Here is a 15,910-nt window from a genome sequence, read left to right as displayed (position 1 = left end):
GCTGTCTGATACTGGTCGCGGTTTAAGGACAGTATTGTTTAATTTTTTGGAGTATTTATATTATGTCATACGAAATTCAAGCTGCTGTTCGTGAAGCTCAAGGTACTGGTGCGAGCCGCCGCCTGCGTCGCGAAGGTAAAACGCCAGCAGTTTTATATGGTGAAGACCAGAAAGCCACTGCTATTGCGGTTGATCATAAAACCGTTTTCTATGCATTGGAGAAGGAATCTTTCCATACTACATTGATTAAGTTGTCTTTAGATGGTAAAGTTTACGATGTAATTGTTCGTGATTTTCAAATCCACCCTTTCCGTCAGGAAGTGCAACACATTGATTTCCAAGTAGTAGATTTTAATAAGCCTTTACGCATGCGTTTGCCTTTGCATGTTGTTAATGCTGAAAAATCTCAGGCAGTAAAATTGCAAAGTGGTCGTGTTTCTGTGTTAAGCACTACTGTTGATTGTATTGTTAATCCTAAAAATATCCCGGCCTTTTTAGAGTTGAACTGTGAAAACGTAGTAGCAGGCGACATTCTTCATTTGACAGACGTTGCTTATCCTGAAGGTGTGAGCAGCGTTGCGTTGAAACGCGATGCTAATTTGGCGGTTGCAACTGTAACTGGTAAGAAACGTTAATATTTGCTATTTTAAAAACCGAGCCCTGCTGTAACACAGTGAGGGCTTTGTTTTTCCTTATGTAAGGCGTAGAATCGGAACATGGCTACACCACACTTTTAACAAATAAGGCAACCTTTTGTCACTGATTGCGTGAATAAATTGCAATATGGTGTTATTCTGCAATAGTTTTGAATTGGCTATATGCTTGTGAACTATGTTGGCATGGATGGTTCATAGGGTAATAGTGTAAATTAAGAATTAAGTTTAAAAATATGCAAAAGCATCTCTATAAAACAATCGGTTTTTTTGAAGCGCTATTCTGCACTTTCTATTACTATACTTTTAGTGAGCCAACCGGTTGCCGCAAAAGAATTACGAGAAATTTTACAGAAGTCTTTAGTGGCGGATCCCTCTTTATTAGAAGCGAGGGCAAATTTGGCTGCTGCTGAAAGTACTACAAAAGCCTCGAAAGCAGCGCACTATCCGGTTGTTGGTTTGACCGGTACCCAAGTGTTGATGCAAGACAATAAAGATGCTGATGATGACTTAAAGAATTCCGTTGGTTTGAAAGGTAGTCTTAACCTGTATTCGTGGGGTGGAATTACTGCTTCGGTTAATCGAGACAAACAAAAAGAAATTTATTACAAATATAAATACTATGAAACCCAAGAACAGTTGGGGGGTGAAATAGGCAAATTATATTTGACTGCATTGCGTGCAAAGGAATCCATCGAAGTTAATCAACAAAGTTTAAATCGACATAATAAGCTATTAAAAGATTTAAGCGTAGTGGCTAAGTATGATACTGGTAGGCGTTCTGAGTTGATTGAGGCGGAAGCTAGGCGATTGCAGGTACAAACAACTATTGCACAATTAACACGTACTATGGAGTTGGCTTTAAGTCGGTTATCTAAATACACGGTCACATCCTTACGTCCCCAAGATTTAAAAGATCCATTTCGTACCGAAACGACACGAACACTTATAAGCCGTTATAAAGGTATGGATAATGGTGTAAACCCTAGCTACCTTGCACAAAAGGCGGAGCGCGAGAGCACTTTTTACGAATTACAGGCATCAAAAGCTGCTAGAAAACCGGCAATCAATCTAGAAGGTGTTGCCACGAAAGAAACTAAACAAGTTTATTTGAATTTATCGTGGAACTTTTTCGATCAAGCAGCTCGTCATACAGTAGATAAAAATTCGCACACAGTGGAGGCTGCAGATTCAAAGCTAGATCAGATTTTGCGTGAAGTGGCTGAGCGGGCGAAAACTGCTGAAATGGATATGGCTCAGAGTGAGCTGCGCTCAGGAATTACTGCACAACATATTGTTTCTCAAAAAGAAGTAGTGAAAGCATATGAATTGCAATTTAAAGTTGCGCGTCGCACATTAACAGATGTTTTAGGTGCGTACAACGAGCTCGCCAATATTGAGCAGGAAAATATTACGGCAAGAAATGATTTTCGCGATGCGGCTTTGGAGTATCTGACTGCCCAAGCTCAAATTGCCAATTGGGCTGGAATTGCGCCTGAAGAATAAAACAGACTTAAATATTTTAGAATTTACGATTGAATAAAAGCCATGAAATCAATTATCGAACATATTGCTTTAGCAACACAGATATTGGGTTCTCCTGTATCTGAAGCCGTTTTGTCTGCTGAGGTAGTTAGAGATAAAAAACTCAATGTTAATTTTCATTCATTGAAAGAAGTTCTGAGAAGCCACGGTTTTGAGAATACACTTTCTAAGCGAAGCTTGGATGAAATACCGTCGTTGGCAGTTCCGGTTGTGGCAATCCTGCATAATGAAGAAGCTGCCGTAATCACTAAGATAAACGGTGCAGGCCGTGACCGTACCTACCATATTAGGCAGGCAGACGGGTTGGCTCAAGAATTAAGCCATGAGCAATTATCTGATCTTTACTTGGGTTACTGCTGGTTTATCAAACCTAAAATGGTATCAGATGCCCGTTCCGATCTGCCTGAATATGATTTGCCGAAAGCTTGGTTTTGGAAAGTTATTTGGCGTTTTAAAGGGTATTATTACCAAGTAATTCTAGCAACATTTATCATTAATTTTTTGGCTTTGGTAAGCTCATTGTATGTGATGAATGTATATGACCGAGTCATTCCGAACCAAGCTTATGAAACGCTTTGGGTATTGAGTATCGGTGTGGTTTTGGCAATTACTTTTGAATTTATTGCTAAACTGATTCGTGGCCATCTGACTGATATTGCCGGTAAGAAGGCTGATTTGATCATCAGTTCGGCACTGTTCCGTCGCGTTATGGCTTTGCGCTTAGCAGACAGGCCTGCATCTGCCGGTTCGTATGCGAATAACTTGCGTGAGTTTGAATCTGTCCGTGAGTTTATGACTAGTGCCAGTTTGTTAACTCTGGTTGACTTACCTTTCTTATTGTTGTTTGTTTCTGTAATCGGAATCGTAGGTGGAAAGCTGGCACTTGTTCCATTGACAATTATTCCTATTGTTATCGTTGTTGGTTTCTTGGTTCAACGTCCCTTGTCACGTTATATCAATGAATCAATGAAAGAGTCGTCTCAGCGTCAAGGTTTGGCTGTAGAAGCGTTGGAAGGCATTGAAACATTGAAAACCAATAATGCAACCACTTGGGCGCAACAACGTTGGGATGAATACACTGCCAAAACTTCTGCCTCCTCCATTAAAGTGAAAGATACCAGTAACTTTATGATCAACTTCGCCGTTGCGATGCAGCAGTTAAACACTGTATTTTTGGTTCTGTTGGGCACCTACCTGATTCATGCGGAAAACCCAAATGATAGGATTACGATGGGTGCTTTGATCGCGTCAGTTATCTTATCCGGACGTGCATTAGCACCGTTGGCTCAAATCGCAGGCTTGGCTACGCGTTTTCAACAAGCAAAGTTGGCACTTAGCGGTGTAAACAATATTGTTCAACGTCCGATTGAGCGTCAACCTGAACGTAAATATATTACTTTAGACAATGTTCAAGGCGCTATCGGTTTTGAAAATGTGTCTTTTAAATATGGCGAAGATGGTGCGGTTGCTGTTTCTGGCTTAAATATTAATATCCGTCCAGGTGAAAAAGTAGGGGTGCTTGGCCGTATTGGTAGCGGTAAGAGCACGATGCTCAAGTTAGCCAGCGGTTTATATGATGGTTCTTCGGGTAATGTTACTCTAGATGGTGTGGATATGCGCCAAATTGACCCGAACTTTTTGCGTAATAAAGTTTTGCTGTTGAGCCAGTCTCCCCGTTTATTTTTAGGTACTTTGCGTGAAAATATGGATTTGGCACGTACCGACGGGTTTTCAACTGACCAAGAATTGCTGGTTGCTTTGAAACGTTTTGGTCTCGACCGAATTATTAGAAACCATCCGCGAGGTTTAGATATGCCTTTGGGTGAGGATGGTTTGGGCTTGTCCGGCGGACAAAAACAAATTATTTCTTTGGCACGAATGACTTTGCGTAATCCGAAAGTTGTGCTGCTTGATGAACCGACCACCGGTCTGGATCAGGCTACTGAGCGCCTGGCACTTAATGCAGTGGGGCAATGGTGTAAAGATAAAACGATGGTGGTTGTAACACACCGTCCGCAAGTATTGCAGATTGTTAACCGTATTATTGTGATGGATAACGGTAAAGTTGTAATGGATGGTCCGCGTGATCTAGTATTGCAAAAATTAATGCAAAACGAGCAGCAGTCTAATCAGCAAGCTGCTGCAGGAGCCGCGCAACAAGGTATCCGTCAAGCAAACGGTTAATAGTGATTTGAAAAGCAGGCTGCTTTTTTCAGCAGCCTTTTCATGAAAATAGGTATAAGGTTTTTGTCATTATGAGTGAACAAAACAATCAGGAAAGCGTTAAATCCAGTGATTTGAAACTCGTGAATGACCTTAATGCGGCTTTGCAAAAAGAGAAGCATCATGGTCAGTTTTGGGTCATTATCCTGTTTTTTGTATTTTTGGTCGTTTTCGTCATTTGGGCTTACAACAGCCCTTTGGAAGAGGTAACCAGAGGTAATGGCAGTGTCATTCCAAGTAGCCGAGAACAGGTGATTCAAAGCTTGGATCCAGGCACGATTTCCGAAATGAAAGTTAAAGAAGGTGACATTGTTGAAAAAGGGCAGATTCTATTGCGCCTTGATGATACCCGAAGCTCTGCTGTGTTACGTGAAAGTGAAGCGAAAGTTGCCAACTTGGAAGCGATGGTTGCCCGTTTGAAAGCTGAAGCTTATGGCGGCCCGTTGAATTTCCCAAGCAGTATCAGCCCGACTTTGAAACAGCGCGAGCAAGCTGCTTATGTTGCGCGTCGTCGTGCAGTGGTGGATGCTGTTCAAGGGTTGCGTATGAGTAAAGCGGCTTTGGATCGTGAAATCTCAATTACTGCGCCTATGGTTAAACAAGGTGTGGTTTCTGAAGTAGAGCTTTTGCGCATGCAGCGTGAATCCAGTGATTTGGCTGCTCAAATTGCAGAACGTCAAAACCGCTATATGGCAGATGCCAATAACGAATTGGTACAAACTGAATCTGAGCTGGCGCAAGCAAAAGAAAATATGGCTATGCGCGCAGACCCGGTATCACGTTCGTTAATTCGTGCTCCTCTGCGCGGTATCGTGAAAGATGTGAAAATCAATACAGTCGGCGGTGTGGTAAATGCAGGCCAAGATATTCTGAATATTGTGCCTTTGGATGAGAAATTATTGGTTGAAGCCTATATTCGCCCGCAAGACGTTGCTTTTTTGCGCCCAGGTTTGCCGGCTGTGGTTAAAATCAGTGCATATGATTATGCGATTTATGGTGGTTTGGATGGTAAAGTGACTTTAATCAGTCCCGATACCATCAGTAATCAGGCGCGCACTGATGAATTGAAATTGGATCCTAACCAAGTTTACTATCGTATTTTAGTACAAACAGATTCCAATAGTTTGAAAGACCGCAATGGTAAAGATATGCCGATTATTCCGGGTATGGTGGCCACAGTAGATGTGAAGACTGGCGAGAAAACAGTATTCCAATACCTCATCAAACCGATTACCCGTATGAAGCAGGCCTTGAGCGAACGTTAATTTCGAGGCCGGTGGTAGAAAAGCCCTGTTTTATACAGGGCTTTTTAATTGCCTGTCTGAAAAGACAGTAGATTGTATAGCCCTTCAGACAGGCAGGTGATTTTATGATGGACGAAACTTGTGATGAATCAACGAAAAACAGCACATTCGTTTTAATCAGGTTTGAGCTGAGTATGTTTCTAAGGTAACTGACGGTAAAATAAGGATGAGGCGAGAACATTTCAGAATGATAAGAATGCCTGTTTGAAAAATCTTTCAGACAGGCATTCTTTCAAGAAAGATATGACGAGCGTACTATTTTTAAGTTGATTCACTATATACGAAGTATTTGCGTTATTTCTGCTTTGGCCTAAATGCTTTGCACGCAGTTTCATCGGTCTCGATAAAGCCGCCGCCGATTAAATCTATGCAATAAGGTATGGCACTGAATAAGCCGTGCACCACAATATTGCCTGATTCATCGCGTACGCCGCCAAGAGTTTCTTCAATGGCTTTTGGGCGGCCGGGTAAGTTAACAATCAGGCATTTGCCGCGGATGCCGGCAGTTTGGCGGGATAAGATGGCAGTGGGCACATAATGCAGGCTGATTTGGCGCATCTGTTCTCCAAAACCAGGCATTTCTTTATCGATAACGGCAAGCGTAGCCTCGGGCGTGATGTCGCGTAGGGCAGGGCCGGTGCCGCCAGTGGTAAAGATTAAATCGCAACTGTCTTTATCAGCCATGCGTTTGAGCGTGGTTTCGATTTCTTGTTGTTCATCGGGAATCAGCGCTTCGCTGAAATGAATTGGGTTTTTTACGGCGCGTTTCAGCCAGCTTCTTAATGCGGGAATGCCTTCGTCGGCATAAATACCTTTACTGGCGCGGTCACTGGTGGAGATTAAACCGATTTTGATTTCAGACAGGCATTGCATATCAAACAGCCCTTCCTTGGTTTACATATTGACTAAAAGTTGGCGGATGCTCTGCATCGCATGGTGCTCTTGATTGTTTCTAAAGTCAGGAGATTCGTTTTCGCAACCGGCTTTGCCGATAACGCCGCAGAGGTGTACGTAAGGTAAATCGAGTTCGCGAGCCAGTGAGGCTTCAGGCATGCCGGTCATGCCCAGAATATCTACGCCGTCTTTTTTGTAACGTCGAACTTCTGCCCGGGTGGGCAGGCGCGGCCCTTGGATGCAGCCATATACAGCCTGATAATGGATGGTAATGTTCCGCTCCTTGGCATGCTCCAGCAGACGTTGCCGTAGCTGGGTGTCGTAAGGATGGAAAAAGTCGATATGGGTTACTTCACAATTTGAACCTTCAAAAAAAGTGTCGCCTCTGCCATAGGTATAGTCGATTAAATCGTCTGGCAATACCAATGCGCCAACGGGCAAACCGTTTAGGGTAGACACGGCGGATACGGAAATAATACCGCTCACGTTGAGTGAATTCAGTGCCCAAATATTGGCACGGTAGTTGATTTCATGTGGTGCGAGTGTGTGGTTGAGGCCGTGGCGTGCGAGAAAAACGATTTCATGGCTGCCCAGTTTGCCGGTGATAACGGGAGAACTGGGCAGGCCGTAAGGTGTGCGGATAATTTGCCTATGTATGATGTTGATTTCGGGCAGGCGGGTCAGGCCGCTACCGCCGATGATTGCGATCATGGTGTTGCCTTATGCATTTAGAGAACGATGATTTCAGGTATTGTAATGGATTTGGCGTCGTGTGGGAAAAGGCTGTCTGAAAATCAATTTCAGACAGCCTTGTTGAACCGGGTAAGTTATCCGGTTATTTCAGATGTGTGCCGATAATGTGCAGCATTTGCGCTAAAACTTTGGGATTGGCGGCGACGATGTTACCGGTTTCCAGCCAAGTTTGTTCGCCCTGCATATCGGTAATAATGGCGCCGGCTTCTTTGGCAATCAGTGCACCTGCGGCAACATCCCAAGGTTTCAGGTTGAATTCGAAGAAACCGTCGAAGCGGCCGCAAGCTAGTGCGCATAAATCCAATGAGGCGGCACCTTCCCTGCGTGCGCCTGCCGTGCGTTCCAGAAAAGCGCGCAGAATGTTCAGATAATCATCCATCATGCTTTGGTCGACTACGGGAAAGCCGGTGCCGATCAGGCATTGATTTAAGTCGATACGGGAAGAAACGCGGATGCGGCGGTCGTTTAACAGCGCGCCTTGACCGCGGGATGCCATGTATAAATCGTTGCGTTCGGGGGCGAACACCAAGGCTTCCTGCAACTGGCCTTTATGCAGCAGCGCCATAGAAACCGCATATTGCGGATGGCCGTGCAGATAATTGGTGGTGCCGTCCAATGGGTCGATAATCCATTCGTATTCGGCTTTGGCATTGCCGTGTGCGCCGGTTTCTTCGGTGGTGATTTTATGATGGGGATAAGCTTCTTTGAGCGTTTCAATCAGAATACGCTCGGATTCGCGGTCGATATCGGAAACAAAATCGTTAAACGCTTTGCTGTCTATTTTGATGTTGGAAAGATTATTGGAAGCGCGGGTCATCATGCTGCCTGCTTTGCGGGCGGCTTTCAGAGCGGTGTTGAGAATCGGGTTCATCGGGATATCCTATATAAAATATTGCGGCAAGCCGTTACAATAGAGCCGAATCATTTTAAAACAGTCATTGCTTTAAGAAGCCGGCTTGGGAATAACGGGCGGGCAAACGTTTAACGATTTTTAAAGAACAGGTTCAGCGCAGGCGGCTGGCCTTTTGCTGTTTGAAAGCCGTATTATACGCCTGATTGGAAAAATAACCACTAGATACAATGACAAAACCGAGTATTCCTGATTATCTAAACAACATACGCATCGTATTAACCCGTACCAGCCATCCTGCCAATATCGGTTCGGCAGCGCGCGCGATGAAAACCATGGGCCTGCATCATCTGGACCTTGTGGCGCCTCAATTGATGCAAACTCCGATGACGGCCGAGCCGCCGCAATTTGATGCGGCCGACCCACACAGTTTTACATTGCCGGAGGAAAGTTTTGTTCTGGCTTCCGGCGCGGTGGATGTGTTGGAAAACGCGCGTGTTTTTGCCACCTTGGAAGAAGCCGTATCGGATACTGTGATTAGCTGCGCACTGACCAGCCGTAAGCGCGAGCTGACTGCACCGCTGCAAACCCCGCGCGAGTTGGTGCCTGAATTGCTGCAAACAGCGGCAGCAGGGCACAAAGTGGCTTTAGTGTTTGGCAATGAAACATTTGGTTTGAGCATTGAAGAAGTGCAATGTTGCAACCGGCTGATGACCATCAGCGGGAATCCGGATTATTTTTCACTGAATTTGGCACAAGCCGTGCAGGTAGTGAGTTATGAAATCTTCAGCCAAGTCGGTTTGCCGATGGACCATCTTGCAGCGGAAACCCATCCTGCTACCCATGAGCAGATTGCGGGTATGGTCAAGCATATGGAAAGTTTGATGGACGATATCGGCTTTTTCAACCGCCGCAACGGCGAGCGCATGATGCGTCGCATGCAGAGTTTGTTTGCGCGTGCCGGAACCGAAACCGAAGATATTGATTTGCTGCGGGGCTTTTTTAATACGGTGAAAAAAAACCTGAAATGAAATGTGCCTGTCTGAATATTTCAGACAGGCATTTGTGTTGATTATGATTGAATATAGAAAGATAGACAGGCTTTATATGATGAACCGGTTGAAGCTGCTGCTTCCGATTTTTATCCTGCATGTGATTCCTATAGCTGTGGTTTGGGGTGTAGCCAAATTTATGAACTTGTTCCGCTCGCCAGGCGATTATCTGATGGTTGCTTATGCGTCGGGCGGTTTTTTAACCAGTATTTACAGCCTGATTTGGCTGGTGTGGAACCCGAAAGTGAACGTGCGCAATTATTGGCTGCTCAATATCGGCGCATGGTTGTTTTATAGCGTGGTGGTTACCATAGGTTTGTATGTGTTTGGCGATATGGTGGCACCGGATTTGGGCTTTTTGTTTGGCAGCACGTTTGCTTTGCTTTGGCTGCCGGTGAGCTATGTGTTTTGGCTCAGGAAAGGGCATAAAAAGATTGATGGTGCTTGGGAGTAAGCCGACTTCAAGCTGCATGGTACGCGAAGACTGATAATTTCAATGCCTGTCTGAAAGTTTTTCAGACAGGCATTGCGTTTCTGGTTGGTTGGAGATTTCATTTTATTAGAAATCAAATTTCTGCAAATCCACACCTTCCTTGCGCTGCCATTCGTCAAGCAAGATTTTGCGCGGGGTGGGGTATGTATCGCCGACGCGGGCTTGGGCGATTCGGTCGGGGCGGAAATGGCGGTAATCCTGCCGCAGTTCGCACCAAGCCACCATTAGTCGTGCTTCGTTGAAATAGCCCACTGCCAGCGGCCAAACGGTGCGGCGGCTGATTTGGCGGTTGACATCGGTGTAGTCGAAAGACAGGCGGCGGTTGGTTCTCAGGGCAAACCTGATGGTTTCCAAAATAGAATGTTCTTGCTCGGAATAGCTGTTTTTGCAGGTAGAAGCGGGGTAGAGCGCTTGCCGGTTGAGTGTTTCAGACAGGCTTTGCGGGAGCGCAGCATTTATTTTGCCCAGCGCGGATTTGGCCGACTCGGCCAGCGCGCCGTCTGCATTGGCCACCACCCAGCGCATGCCTAACACCACCGATTCAATTTCATTTTCGTCAAACATCAAAGGCGGCAGCACAAAGCCTGCTTTTTGCAATACAAAGCCCACGCCCGCGCCGCCTTCGATTTCCGCGCCTTGCGCCCGCAGCGTTTCAATATCGCGGTAAACCGTGCGCGAGCTGATACCCAGTTGCGCCGCAAGCTGGTCGGCGGAAACGGGATAACGGCTTTGCCGCAAATGGTGCAACAAAATCAGCAGGCGTTCGGAGCGGGTCATCGTGTAATTTTACTGTTTTTCCAATTCCTGAACCCGGGCAAACGAGGGGCGTACAAGATGGCGCGACATATATTCGGTAAACACAGGTTCGGCAGGGATGATTTGGGCGTAGGCAATCAACCATTCAAGCAGGCCGCTGTAATAAATATCCAACGCACTGAAGCGGTTGCCGACCATATATTCCCTGCCTTGCAAATGTCGGCGCAGGGTATTCAGGGCGGTATCCAAGTCGCCGTAGCCTATGGCTTGCCGTTGCATATCATTATTGCTGATGCCGCGCCATTTATCCATTGCGGCGTATTCCAGGTGCAGCGAAAAGCACAGCCAGCGGTAATATTGCCCGCGTTCAACCGAGCCTGCTTCGGGGATCAGGTGTTTTTCAGGAAATTGCTCGGCAAGGTAGGTGAGGATGGCTGCGGTTTCGGTAAACGTTTCGCCTTTGTGCTTGAGCGCAGGGACTTTGCCCATCGGGTTGACCGCGAGATATTCCGGCGTTTTCAAATCCGCGCCCAACGACAGGGTAACCGTGTCGTAATCCGCGCCGCATTCTTCCAGCATCCAGCGTATCATGCTGCCGCGCGAGGGGTTGACGGTGTAAAGCGTGAATGTTTTCATATGCTGCCTCCTTAAGTTGTGTCGACTTGCAAACGGTTGTTTCAGACAGGCATTATAAAAACGGGGTGTGTCAGTTTCTGTCAGGAGCATTTCGGGGCGGCAATGCCTGTCTGAAGCGCTTTCAGACAGGCATTGCCCTTTCAAACACAACATAGCAAACAGCCCTGTCGGAGGAACAGGGCTGTTTGCACACACGATTTTTTTTAGGTTCGGCTTAAGGTTGAGCCGGAGCCTGAGGAGCCGGACGCTCGAAACCTTTAGATTTCATACAAGCGTCGAAAGCGGCGCGGTCGGCAGTTGCGCCGACAGTTTGTTTACATTCCTGCAAAGCCTGCTCTACGCTGGCTTGAGGCGCTTGTTCTTTAGCCGGAGCTTTGTCTTTGCCGCCCATTGAAGAGCAGGCGCTAAGCATCAGGCCGGCAGAGATAGCGGCAATCAGCATTTTATTCATAATCACAGTTCCTTCATTTGGTTTGAAATATCAAGGTTTACTTATCTTCGTAAACACTTCGTTTTCAGAGTGCGGCATTGATTATTAGTTTCTTTGTACCAGTGTAAAAATTGGCCAGAGCGGCTGCTGAAATACATTTAAGTGCCTGCTATTTATGAAAAAATATATTGAAAACCAAAATGAGTAATAAAATGAAAAGAAATGTTATAGATTTAGGTGATGCCTGTCTGAAAGTTATGTAAAAACAATAGCTTGAATTATTTAATCTTTGCCTCTGCCTATTAAGTGGGCATACTTGAGCAAATTGAGCGCAATACAGGCGGATACAGGCAAAGTGTGTCATAATATTTTACTTTCTCCCTATCAGCGCATCAGGCGTAACAACACTTATTCCAACGGAGAACAACGTGAATCAATTTTCTGCACTCGGCTTAGGCGGCGAAATCGTTTCCGCCCTGACCGAACAGGGCTATGAAACCCCCACGCCCATTCAAGAAGCCGCCATTCCCAAAGCCTTGGCTGGCCACGACTTGCTCGCCGCAGCCCAAACTGGCACCGGAAAAACCGCCGCATTTATGCTGCCCAGCCTCGAGCGGCTGAAACGCTATGCCACAGCAAGCACTTCACCCGCCATGCATCCGGTGCGTATGCTGGTGTTGACGCCCACGCGCGAGTTGGCCGACCAAATCGACCAAAACGTGCAGGGCTACATCAAAAACCTGCCGCTGCGCCATACCGTTTTATTCGGCGGCGTGAGCATGGATAAGCAAACCGCCGAACTGCGCGCGGGCTGCGAAATCGTTGTGGCCACCGTGGGCCGCCTGCTTGACCATGTCAAACAAAAAAACATCAACTTAAACAAAGTGGAAATCGTGGTGCTCGACGAAGCCGACCGCATGCTCGACATGGGCTTTATCGACGATATCCGCACCATCATGCAAATGTTTCCCAAACCGCGGCAAACCCTGCTGTTTTCCGCCACTTTCTCCCCGGCCATCCGCAAATTGGCCAATGATTTTATGAATCGTCCCGAGCAAATTGAAGTGGCAGCGCAAAACACCACCAATGCCAATGTGGAGCAGCATGTGATTGCGGTTGACACCGCCAAAAAACGCAGCTTGCTGGAGCGTTTGATTGTGGATTTGAACATGAATCAAGTGATCGTGTTCTGCAAAACCAAGCAAAGCGTGGACCAAGTTACCCGCAATCTGGTGCGCAGCGAGATTTCCGCGCAGTCTATCCACGGAGACAAATCGCAGCAAACCCGTCTGGAAACGTTGAACGCTTTTAAAGAAGGCAGTCTGCGTGTTCTGGTGGCTACCGATGTTGCCGCACGCGGCTTGGATATTGCCGAACTGCCTTTTGTGATTAACTACGAAATGCCCACCCAGCCGGAAGATTATGTGCACCGAATCGGCCGCACAGGCCGCGCAGGTGCCGACGGTGTGGCGATTTCTTTGATGGATGAAAACGAGCAGAAGATGTTTGAAGCCATCAAAGCGCTGACCGGCAACGATATCCCTCTTGAACGGATTGAGGGCTTCGAGCCGCGTTGGGGCAATGATGCAGCCGAAAGCCCAACGCAACAACGCGCCCCGCGCCGTGAAAAAAGCGAGAGAAGCGAGCGTGCCGAACGAGCAAGTTCGGGAAGCGAATCGCGCGGCCGCCGCTCAGAAGAAAAAGACGCCGGTTCCGCCTGCGGCAAAATTGCGGGGCGCAGCCGCCGTAGCCGCCGGGAACGCCAAAAATGTGCGCTGGTGCAGCCTAACTTCGGTCTGTAAACAGCTTTTTACTTATTAGAAATGCCTGTCTGAAAAGCTTTTCAGACAGGCATTTCTATTGTTGTCTCCAACTTAAAAACAATCCCGTTTTACAACCGCAAATCCGGCGCACTTGTCTTACTCCCAACCTTTAGGCACAATTCTTTTTTAAAAATCCTATTTGCATATTTGTTATGAAACGTGCAGTCTTGTTATTGAGTTTATTTGCTTCGTTTTGCGGAGTTGTCGCCGCTGATGGCGAAGTACAGCCCGCTTCGGACTTGCCTTACCGCCAGATAGAAGTTGCGCCGCTTCCCGATAGCGAGCTGAAATCAGAGCTGGAAGCCGCGCTTGCCAAACAAGATTGGCAAAATATGCCCGAGTTGCTGAAACAATACCGCAGCCGCTTTCTGGCTGATCAAGTATTCGCTGATTATGCAGAAGCCCGCTGGCGCAGCAGTCAAGGCGAATATATGCAGGCGCAAGCCTTATACCGTCGCGTGTTGGCGCAACGCCCTGATTGGCAGGAAGCGCGTGCGGCTACAATCCACAACCTTTCTGCCGCACGCTCCGCACCGCGTGCCGGTGATTTCGGCAAGCGTTTGCAAGCATCCGATGTTTGGCAGCTTCCTGTCAACCTGAGCCATGTCCGCAATAATCAAGGGTATATTCCGCGCGATCAAAAAACACTACTTGCCGGTAACCGTTATCCGGACAAAAATAATGATGCTTTGCGCTACAATCTGGGCGCCGAGCATGATTTCAGTCTGAAAGGCAATCACCGCCTGAGGCTCGGACTCACCAGCGGCGGTACGCACTATTGGGATTATTACGACCGCAGCACCCGTTCCGTCCGCCTGGCTGCGGGCTACCGCAGCAGCGCAGGTAAACAAAGTTGGTCGTTTACACCATACACCGAACAAAGCTGGCTGGGCAGCGAAAAATACACACTCAACACCGGCGCTTCTGCGGCATACAATAATAAATTCAATGATAACTGGCGCGTGTCGCTTTCCGCTTCCAGTGTTAACCGCAGTTACAACAATCCCGATCATGCAAAATATTATGATGGCAACATCAACAGCGTATCCGGTACTGCCGAATGGCGCCCCAATAGCGCATGGGCAATCAGCGCAGGTGCGGATTATCGGGCCGATCTCACGCGTAACGAAACACGCTCGTCCGACCGAACGGTCTTTCGCACCGGCATCTCGCGCCAGTTTGAAGGCGGCATTAAAGCAGGTGCTTCCGTTCAGTATGGCCGGCGTGAATTCAGCCATTCGGAGCCGCTGTACGGCATCGGCAGGAAAGACAATGAATACAATGCCAGCGCCTCGCTCTCTTACCAGCCGCGGCGTTGGAAAGGCGTAGCGCCTAAAATCGATTACCGCTATTCCAAAATCGACAGCAATGTGGATTCTTCGTCTCGTGAGCAATCGCAATGGTTTATGAGTTTGGAAAAAAAATTTTAAGATGCTTTCCTAGCTATATAATGCCTGTCTGAAAACTTTGATATTTAAGCCGGATAATTATGAATTATGCTTTAGACGCACTATGGTGGCGGCTTACAGATAAAGATGTACGTGCGCTGGCAAGCATTCTTACTGCGCCTGCATTATGGCAAACCGGCCGCGAGTTGCCGGTGCGCCAACTATTGGGCGAACAAGGCTTCCGCTATTTGCTCGAGCTGGATAGCAATCCGGAACCACTCAAACAACACTTGGCTGCCGAAGCACCGTTCGGGCACCGTTTGGGATTTTATGCCGAAAGTTTGCTGGCTTTTTGGTTGGCCCGTGCGCCGCATACACAGCTATTGGCGCGCAACTTGCCGGTTCGGCATGAATCCGGTAAACAGACATTAGGTGCGTTGGATTATGTAGCGAAGCTTAATGGTGTTTGCTATCACATTGAATTAACATGCAAATATTATGGAAGCATTCAAGCCGACCCGAGCAAGATGGTTGGCCTGAATACCGACGACAGACTGTCCGACAAAGCGGCCAAGCTGGTGAAACAGCTGGCGTTATCGTCCGGTGAGCCGGGTAAGGCGGTGCTCAGGGATGCCGGAATCGAGGCGGATAAATGCCAGTCTGTATCGCTGGTGAGAGGCGTGGGTTTTGCTGTAGAAGGGCAAGCGTTTCAATCAGCACCGCTCAATCCCAACGGTTGGCATGGGCGTTATCTCAAGCCGGGAGAGGGGTTGCCTTTAAAAGACGATGCGTTTTTTTATATTTTGCCGCAAATGGATTTGCTTGCTCCGGCCAGGGTAGAACCCGAGCAATGTTGTGACAGTACGGTAATCGCATCATCATCGGATGTGTTATTCGCTTTGGTGGAGAAAAGGCCGGACGGCATGATGCATGAAATTCTGCGCATGATGAAGCCGGCCGGATAGCCCGGCTTAATGCCTGTCTGAAAAAGGGTTTGCAACCATAAGAGAACTCGCAAGGTCGTTGCCGTTTTCCATATCATTCTTACCAACATTATGATACAATTTGCGTTTTAAATTTTGTCTGCCTTTGGGCGGCATACAGATATTT

General features: G+C 47.3%; 15 protein-coding genes. 9 read left to right on the top strand and 6 right to left on the bottom strand.

Going from position 1 to position 15,910, the window contains the following annotated elements; all coding sequences use genetic code 11:
* The first annotated feature begins 62 nt into the window (after positions 1 to 62).
* From HMPREF9370_RS10145 to HMPREF9370_RS10130, 4 genes are all read left to right on the top strand, one after another.
* Entirely contained in the window at positions 63 to 635 is a 573-nt protein-coding gene (locus HMPREF9370_RS10145; protein WP_009117412.1) for a 50S ribosomal protein L25/general stress protein Ctc, read from the top strand.
* 288 nt (positions 636 to 923) lie between these two features.
* Positions 924 to 2,159 carry a TolC family protein gene (locus HMPREF9370_RS10140; RefSeq protein ID WP_009117411.1) on the top strand — a complete coding sequence of 412 codons (1,236 nt, stop codon included), beginning with the start codon at positions 924 to 926 and terminating at the stop codon, positions 2,157 to 2,159.
* A gap of 42 nt (positions 2,160 to 2,201) precedes the next feature.
* Positions 2,202 to 4,382: a type I secretion system permease/ATPase gene (locus HMPREF9370_RS10135; RefSeq protein WP_009117410.1), complete on the top strand. Its 2,181-nt coding sequence runs from the start codon at positions 2,202 to 2,204 to the stop codon at positions 4,380 to 4,382.
* Positions 4,383 to 4,453: 71 nt separating this feature from the next.
* The gene (locus tag HMPREF9370_RS10130) at positions 4,454 to 5,686 is read left to right on the top strand and encodes an HlyD family type I secretion periplasmic adaptor subunit (protein WP_009117409.1); all 1,233 of its coding nucleotides are present in this window, start codon (positions 4,454 to 4,456) and stop codon (positions 5,684 to 5,686) included.
* Between the two features lie 333 nt (positions 5,687 to 6,019).
* Here the strand turns inward: HMPREF9370_RS10130 and mog are convergent, their stop codons facing one another.
* From mog to HMPREF9370_RS10115, 3 genes are all read right to left on the bottom strand, one after another.
* A complete protein-coding gene (gene mog / locus HMPREF9370_RS10125) occupies positions 6,020 to 6,598 on the bottom strand; it encodes a molybdopterin adenylyltransferase (protein WP_009117408.1) in 579 nt (192 codons plus the stop codon).
* A gap of 21 nt (positions 6,599 to 6,619) precedes the next feature.
* Positions 6,620 to 7,330 carry an S-methyl-5'-thioinosine phosphorylase gene (locus HMPREF9370_RS10120; RefSeq protein WP_009117407.1) on the bottom strand — a complete coding sequence of 237 codons (711 nt, stop codon included), beginning with the start codon at positions 7,328 to 7,330 and terminating at the stop codon, positions 6,620 to 6,622.
* A 124-nt stretch (positions 7,331 to 7,454) separates the two neighbouring features.
* Entirely contained in the window at positions 7,455 to 8,243 is a 789-nt protein-coding gene (locus tag HMPREF9370_RS10115) for an inositol monophosphatase family protein (protein ID WP_009117405.1), read from the bottom strand.
* 209 nt (positions 8,244 to 8,452) lie between these two features.
* Between HMPREF9370_RS10115 and HMPREF9370_RS10110 the strand changes: the two genes are divergently transcribed.
* Positions 8,453 to 9,253, top strand: a complete 801-nt coding sequence (locus tag HMPREF9370_RS10110; protein WP_009117404.1) for an RNA methyltransferase — start codon at positions 8,453 to 8,455, stop codon at positions 9,251 to 9,253.
* Position 9,254: 1 nt separating this feature from the next.
* Positions 9,255 to 9,728 carry a hypothetical protein gene (locus HMPREF9370_RS10105; RefSeq protein ID WP_009117403.1) on the top strand — a complete coding sequence of 158 codons (474 nt, stop codon included), beginning with the start codon at positions 9,255 to 9,257 and terminating at the stop codon, positions 9,726 to 9,728.
* A gap of 105 nt (positions 9,729 to 9,833) precedes the next feature.
* Here HMPREF9370_RS10105 and HMPREF9370_RS10100 read toward each other — a convergent pair whose 3' ends face one another.
* The 3 genes from HMPREF9370_RS10100 to HMPREF9370_RS10090 all read right to left on the bottom strand — a co-directional run bounded on the left by HMPREF9370_RS10100 (position 9,834) and on the right by HMPREF9370_RS10090 (position 11,610).
* On the bottom strand, positions 9,834 to 10,544 hold the full coding sequence (locus HMPREF9370_RS10100) for a helix-turn-helix transcriptional regulator (RefSeq protein ID WP_009117402.1): 711 nt from the start codon (positions 10,542 to 10,544) through the stop codon (positions 9,834 to 9,836).
* Between the two features lie 9 nt (positions 10,545 to 10,553).
* Positions 10,554 to 11,159, bottom strand: coding sequence for a glutathione S-transferase family protein (locus HMPREF9370_RS10095; RefSeq protein WP_040667166.1), 606 nt, complete (start codon positions 11,157 to 11,159; stop codon positions 10,554 to 10,556).
* A gap of 214 nt (positions 11,160 to 11,373) precedes the next feature.
* Positions 11,374 to 11,610 carry a hypothetical protein gene (locus tag HMPREF9370_RS10090; RefSeq protein WP_009117400.1) on the bottom strand — a complete coding sequence of 79 codons (237 nt, stop codon included), beginning with the start codon at positions 11,608 to 11,610 and terminating at the stop codon, positions 11,374 to 11,376.
* 362 nt (positions 11,611 to 11,972) lie between these two features.
* Here HMPREF9370_RS10090 and HMPREF9370_RS10085 point away from each other — a divergent pair, with 362 nt between their 5' ends.
* From HMPREF9370_RS10085 to HMPREF9370_RS10075, 3 genes are all read left to right on the top strand, one after another.
* Positions 11,973 to 13,391 carry a DEAD/DEAH box helicase gene (locus tag HMPREF9370_RS10085; protein WP_370992370.1) on the top strand — a complete coding sequence of 473 codons (1,419 nt, stop codon included), beginning with the start codon at positions 11,973 to 11,975 and terminating at the stop codon, positions 13,389 to 13,391.
* Positions 13,392 to 13,564: 173 nt separating this feature from the next.
* Positions 13,565 to 14,842: a surface lipoprotein assembly modifier gene (locus HMPREF9370_RS10080; protein ID WP_009117398.1), complete on the top strand. Its 1,278-nt coding sequence runs from the start codon at positions 13,565 to 13,567 to the stop codon at positions 14,840 to 14,842.
* A gap of 59 nt (positions 14,843 to 14,901) precedes the next feature.
* Positions 14,902 to 15,765, top strand: coding sequence for a DUF1853 family protein (locus HMPREF9370_RS10075; protein WP_009117397.1), 864 nt, complete (start codon positions 14,902 to 14,904; stop codon positions 15,763 to 15,765).
* Positions 15,766 to 15,910 lie beyond the last annotated feature (145 nt).

The sequence above is a fragment of the Neisseria wadsworthii 9715 genome, assembly GCF_000227765.1.
Taxonomy (GTDB): domain Bacteria; phylum Pseudomonadota; class Gammaproteobacteria; order Burkholderiales; family Neisseriaceae; genus Neisseria; species Neisseria wadsworthii.
Note: the sequence above shows the minus strand (reverse complement) of the source record. Positions and strands in the feature narration are given on the sequence as shown.

Excerpts from the sequence above, each read along its gene's own strand:
- HMPREF9370_RS10105 (WP_009117403.1), top strand. The coding sequence starts at position 9,255 with ATGTGCCTGTCTGAATATTTCAGACAGGCATTTGTGTTGATTATGATT.
- HMPREF9370_RS10145 (WP_009117412.1), top strand. The coding sequence starts at position 63 with ATGTCATACGAAATTCAAGCTGCTGTTCGTGAAGCTCAAGGTACTGGT.
- mog (WP_009117408.1), bottom strand. The coding sequence starts at position 6,598 with ATGCAATGCCTGTCTGAAATCAAAATCGGTTTAATCTCCACCAGTGAC.
- HMPREF9370_RS10075 (WP_009117397.1), top strand. The coding sequence starts at position 14,902 with ATGAATTATGCTTTAGACGCACTATGGTGGCGGCTTACAGATAAAGAT.
- HMPREF9370_RS10135 (WP_009117410.1), top strand. The coding sequence starts at position 2,202 with ATGAAATCAATTATCGAACATATTGCTTTAGCAACACAGATATTGGGT.
- HMPREF9370_RS10080 (WP_009117398.1), top strand. The coding sequence starts at position 13,565 with ATGAAACGTGCAGTCTTGTTATTGAGTTTATTTGCTTCGTTTTGCGGA.
- HMPREF9370_RS10095 (WP_040667166.1), bottom strand. The coding sequence starts at position 11,159 with ATGAAAACATTCACGCTTTACACCGTCAACCCCTCGCGCGGCAGCATG.
- HMPREF9370_RS10120 (WP_009117407.1), bottom strand. The coding sequence starts at position 7,330 with ATGATCGCAATCATCGGCGGTAGCGGCCTGACCCGCCTGCCCGAAATC.
- HMPREF9370_RS10100 (WP_009117402.1), bottom strand. The coding sequence starts at position 10,544 with ATGACCCGCTCCGAACGCCTGCTGATTTTGTTGCACCATTTGCGGCAA.
- HMPREF9370_RS10115 (WP_009117405.1), bottom strand. The coding sequence starts at position 8,243 with ATGAACCCGATTCTCAACACCGCTCTGAAAGCCGCCCGCAAAGCAGGC.
- HMPREF9370_RS10130 (WP_009117409.1), top strand. The coding sequence starts at position 4,454 with ATGAGTGAACAAAACAATCAGGAAAGCGTTAAATCCAGTGATTTGAAA.
- HMPREF9370_RS10090 (WP_009117400.1), bottom strand. The coding sequence starts at position 11,610 with ATGAATAAAATGCTGATTGCCGCTATCTCTGCCGGCCTGATGCTTAGC.
- HMPREF9370_RS10110 (WP_009117404.1), top strand. The coding sequence starts at position 8,453 with ATGACAAAACCGAGTATTCCTGATTATCTAAACAACATACGCATCGTA.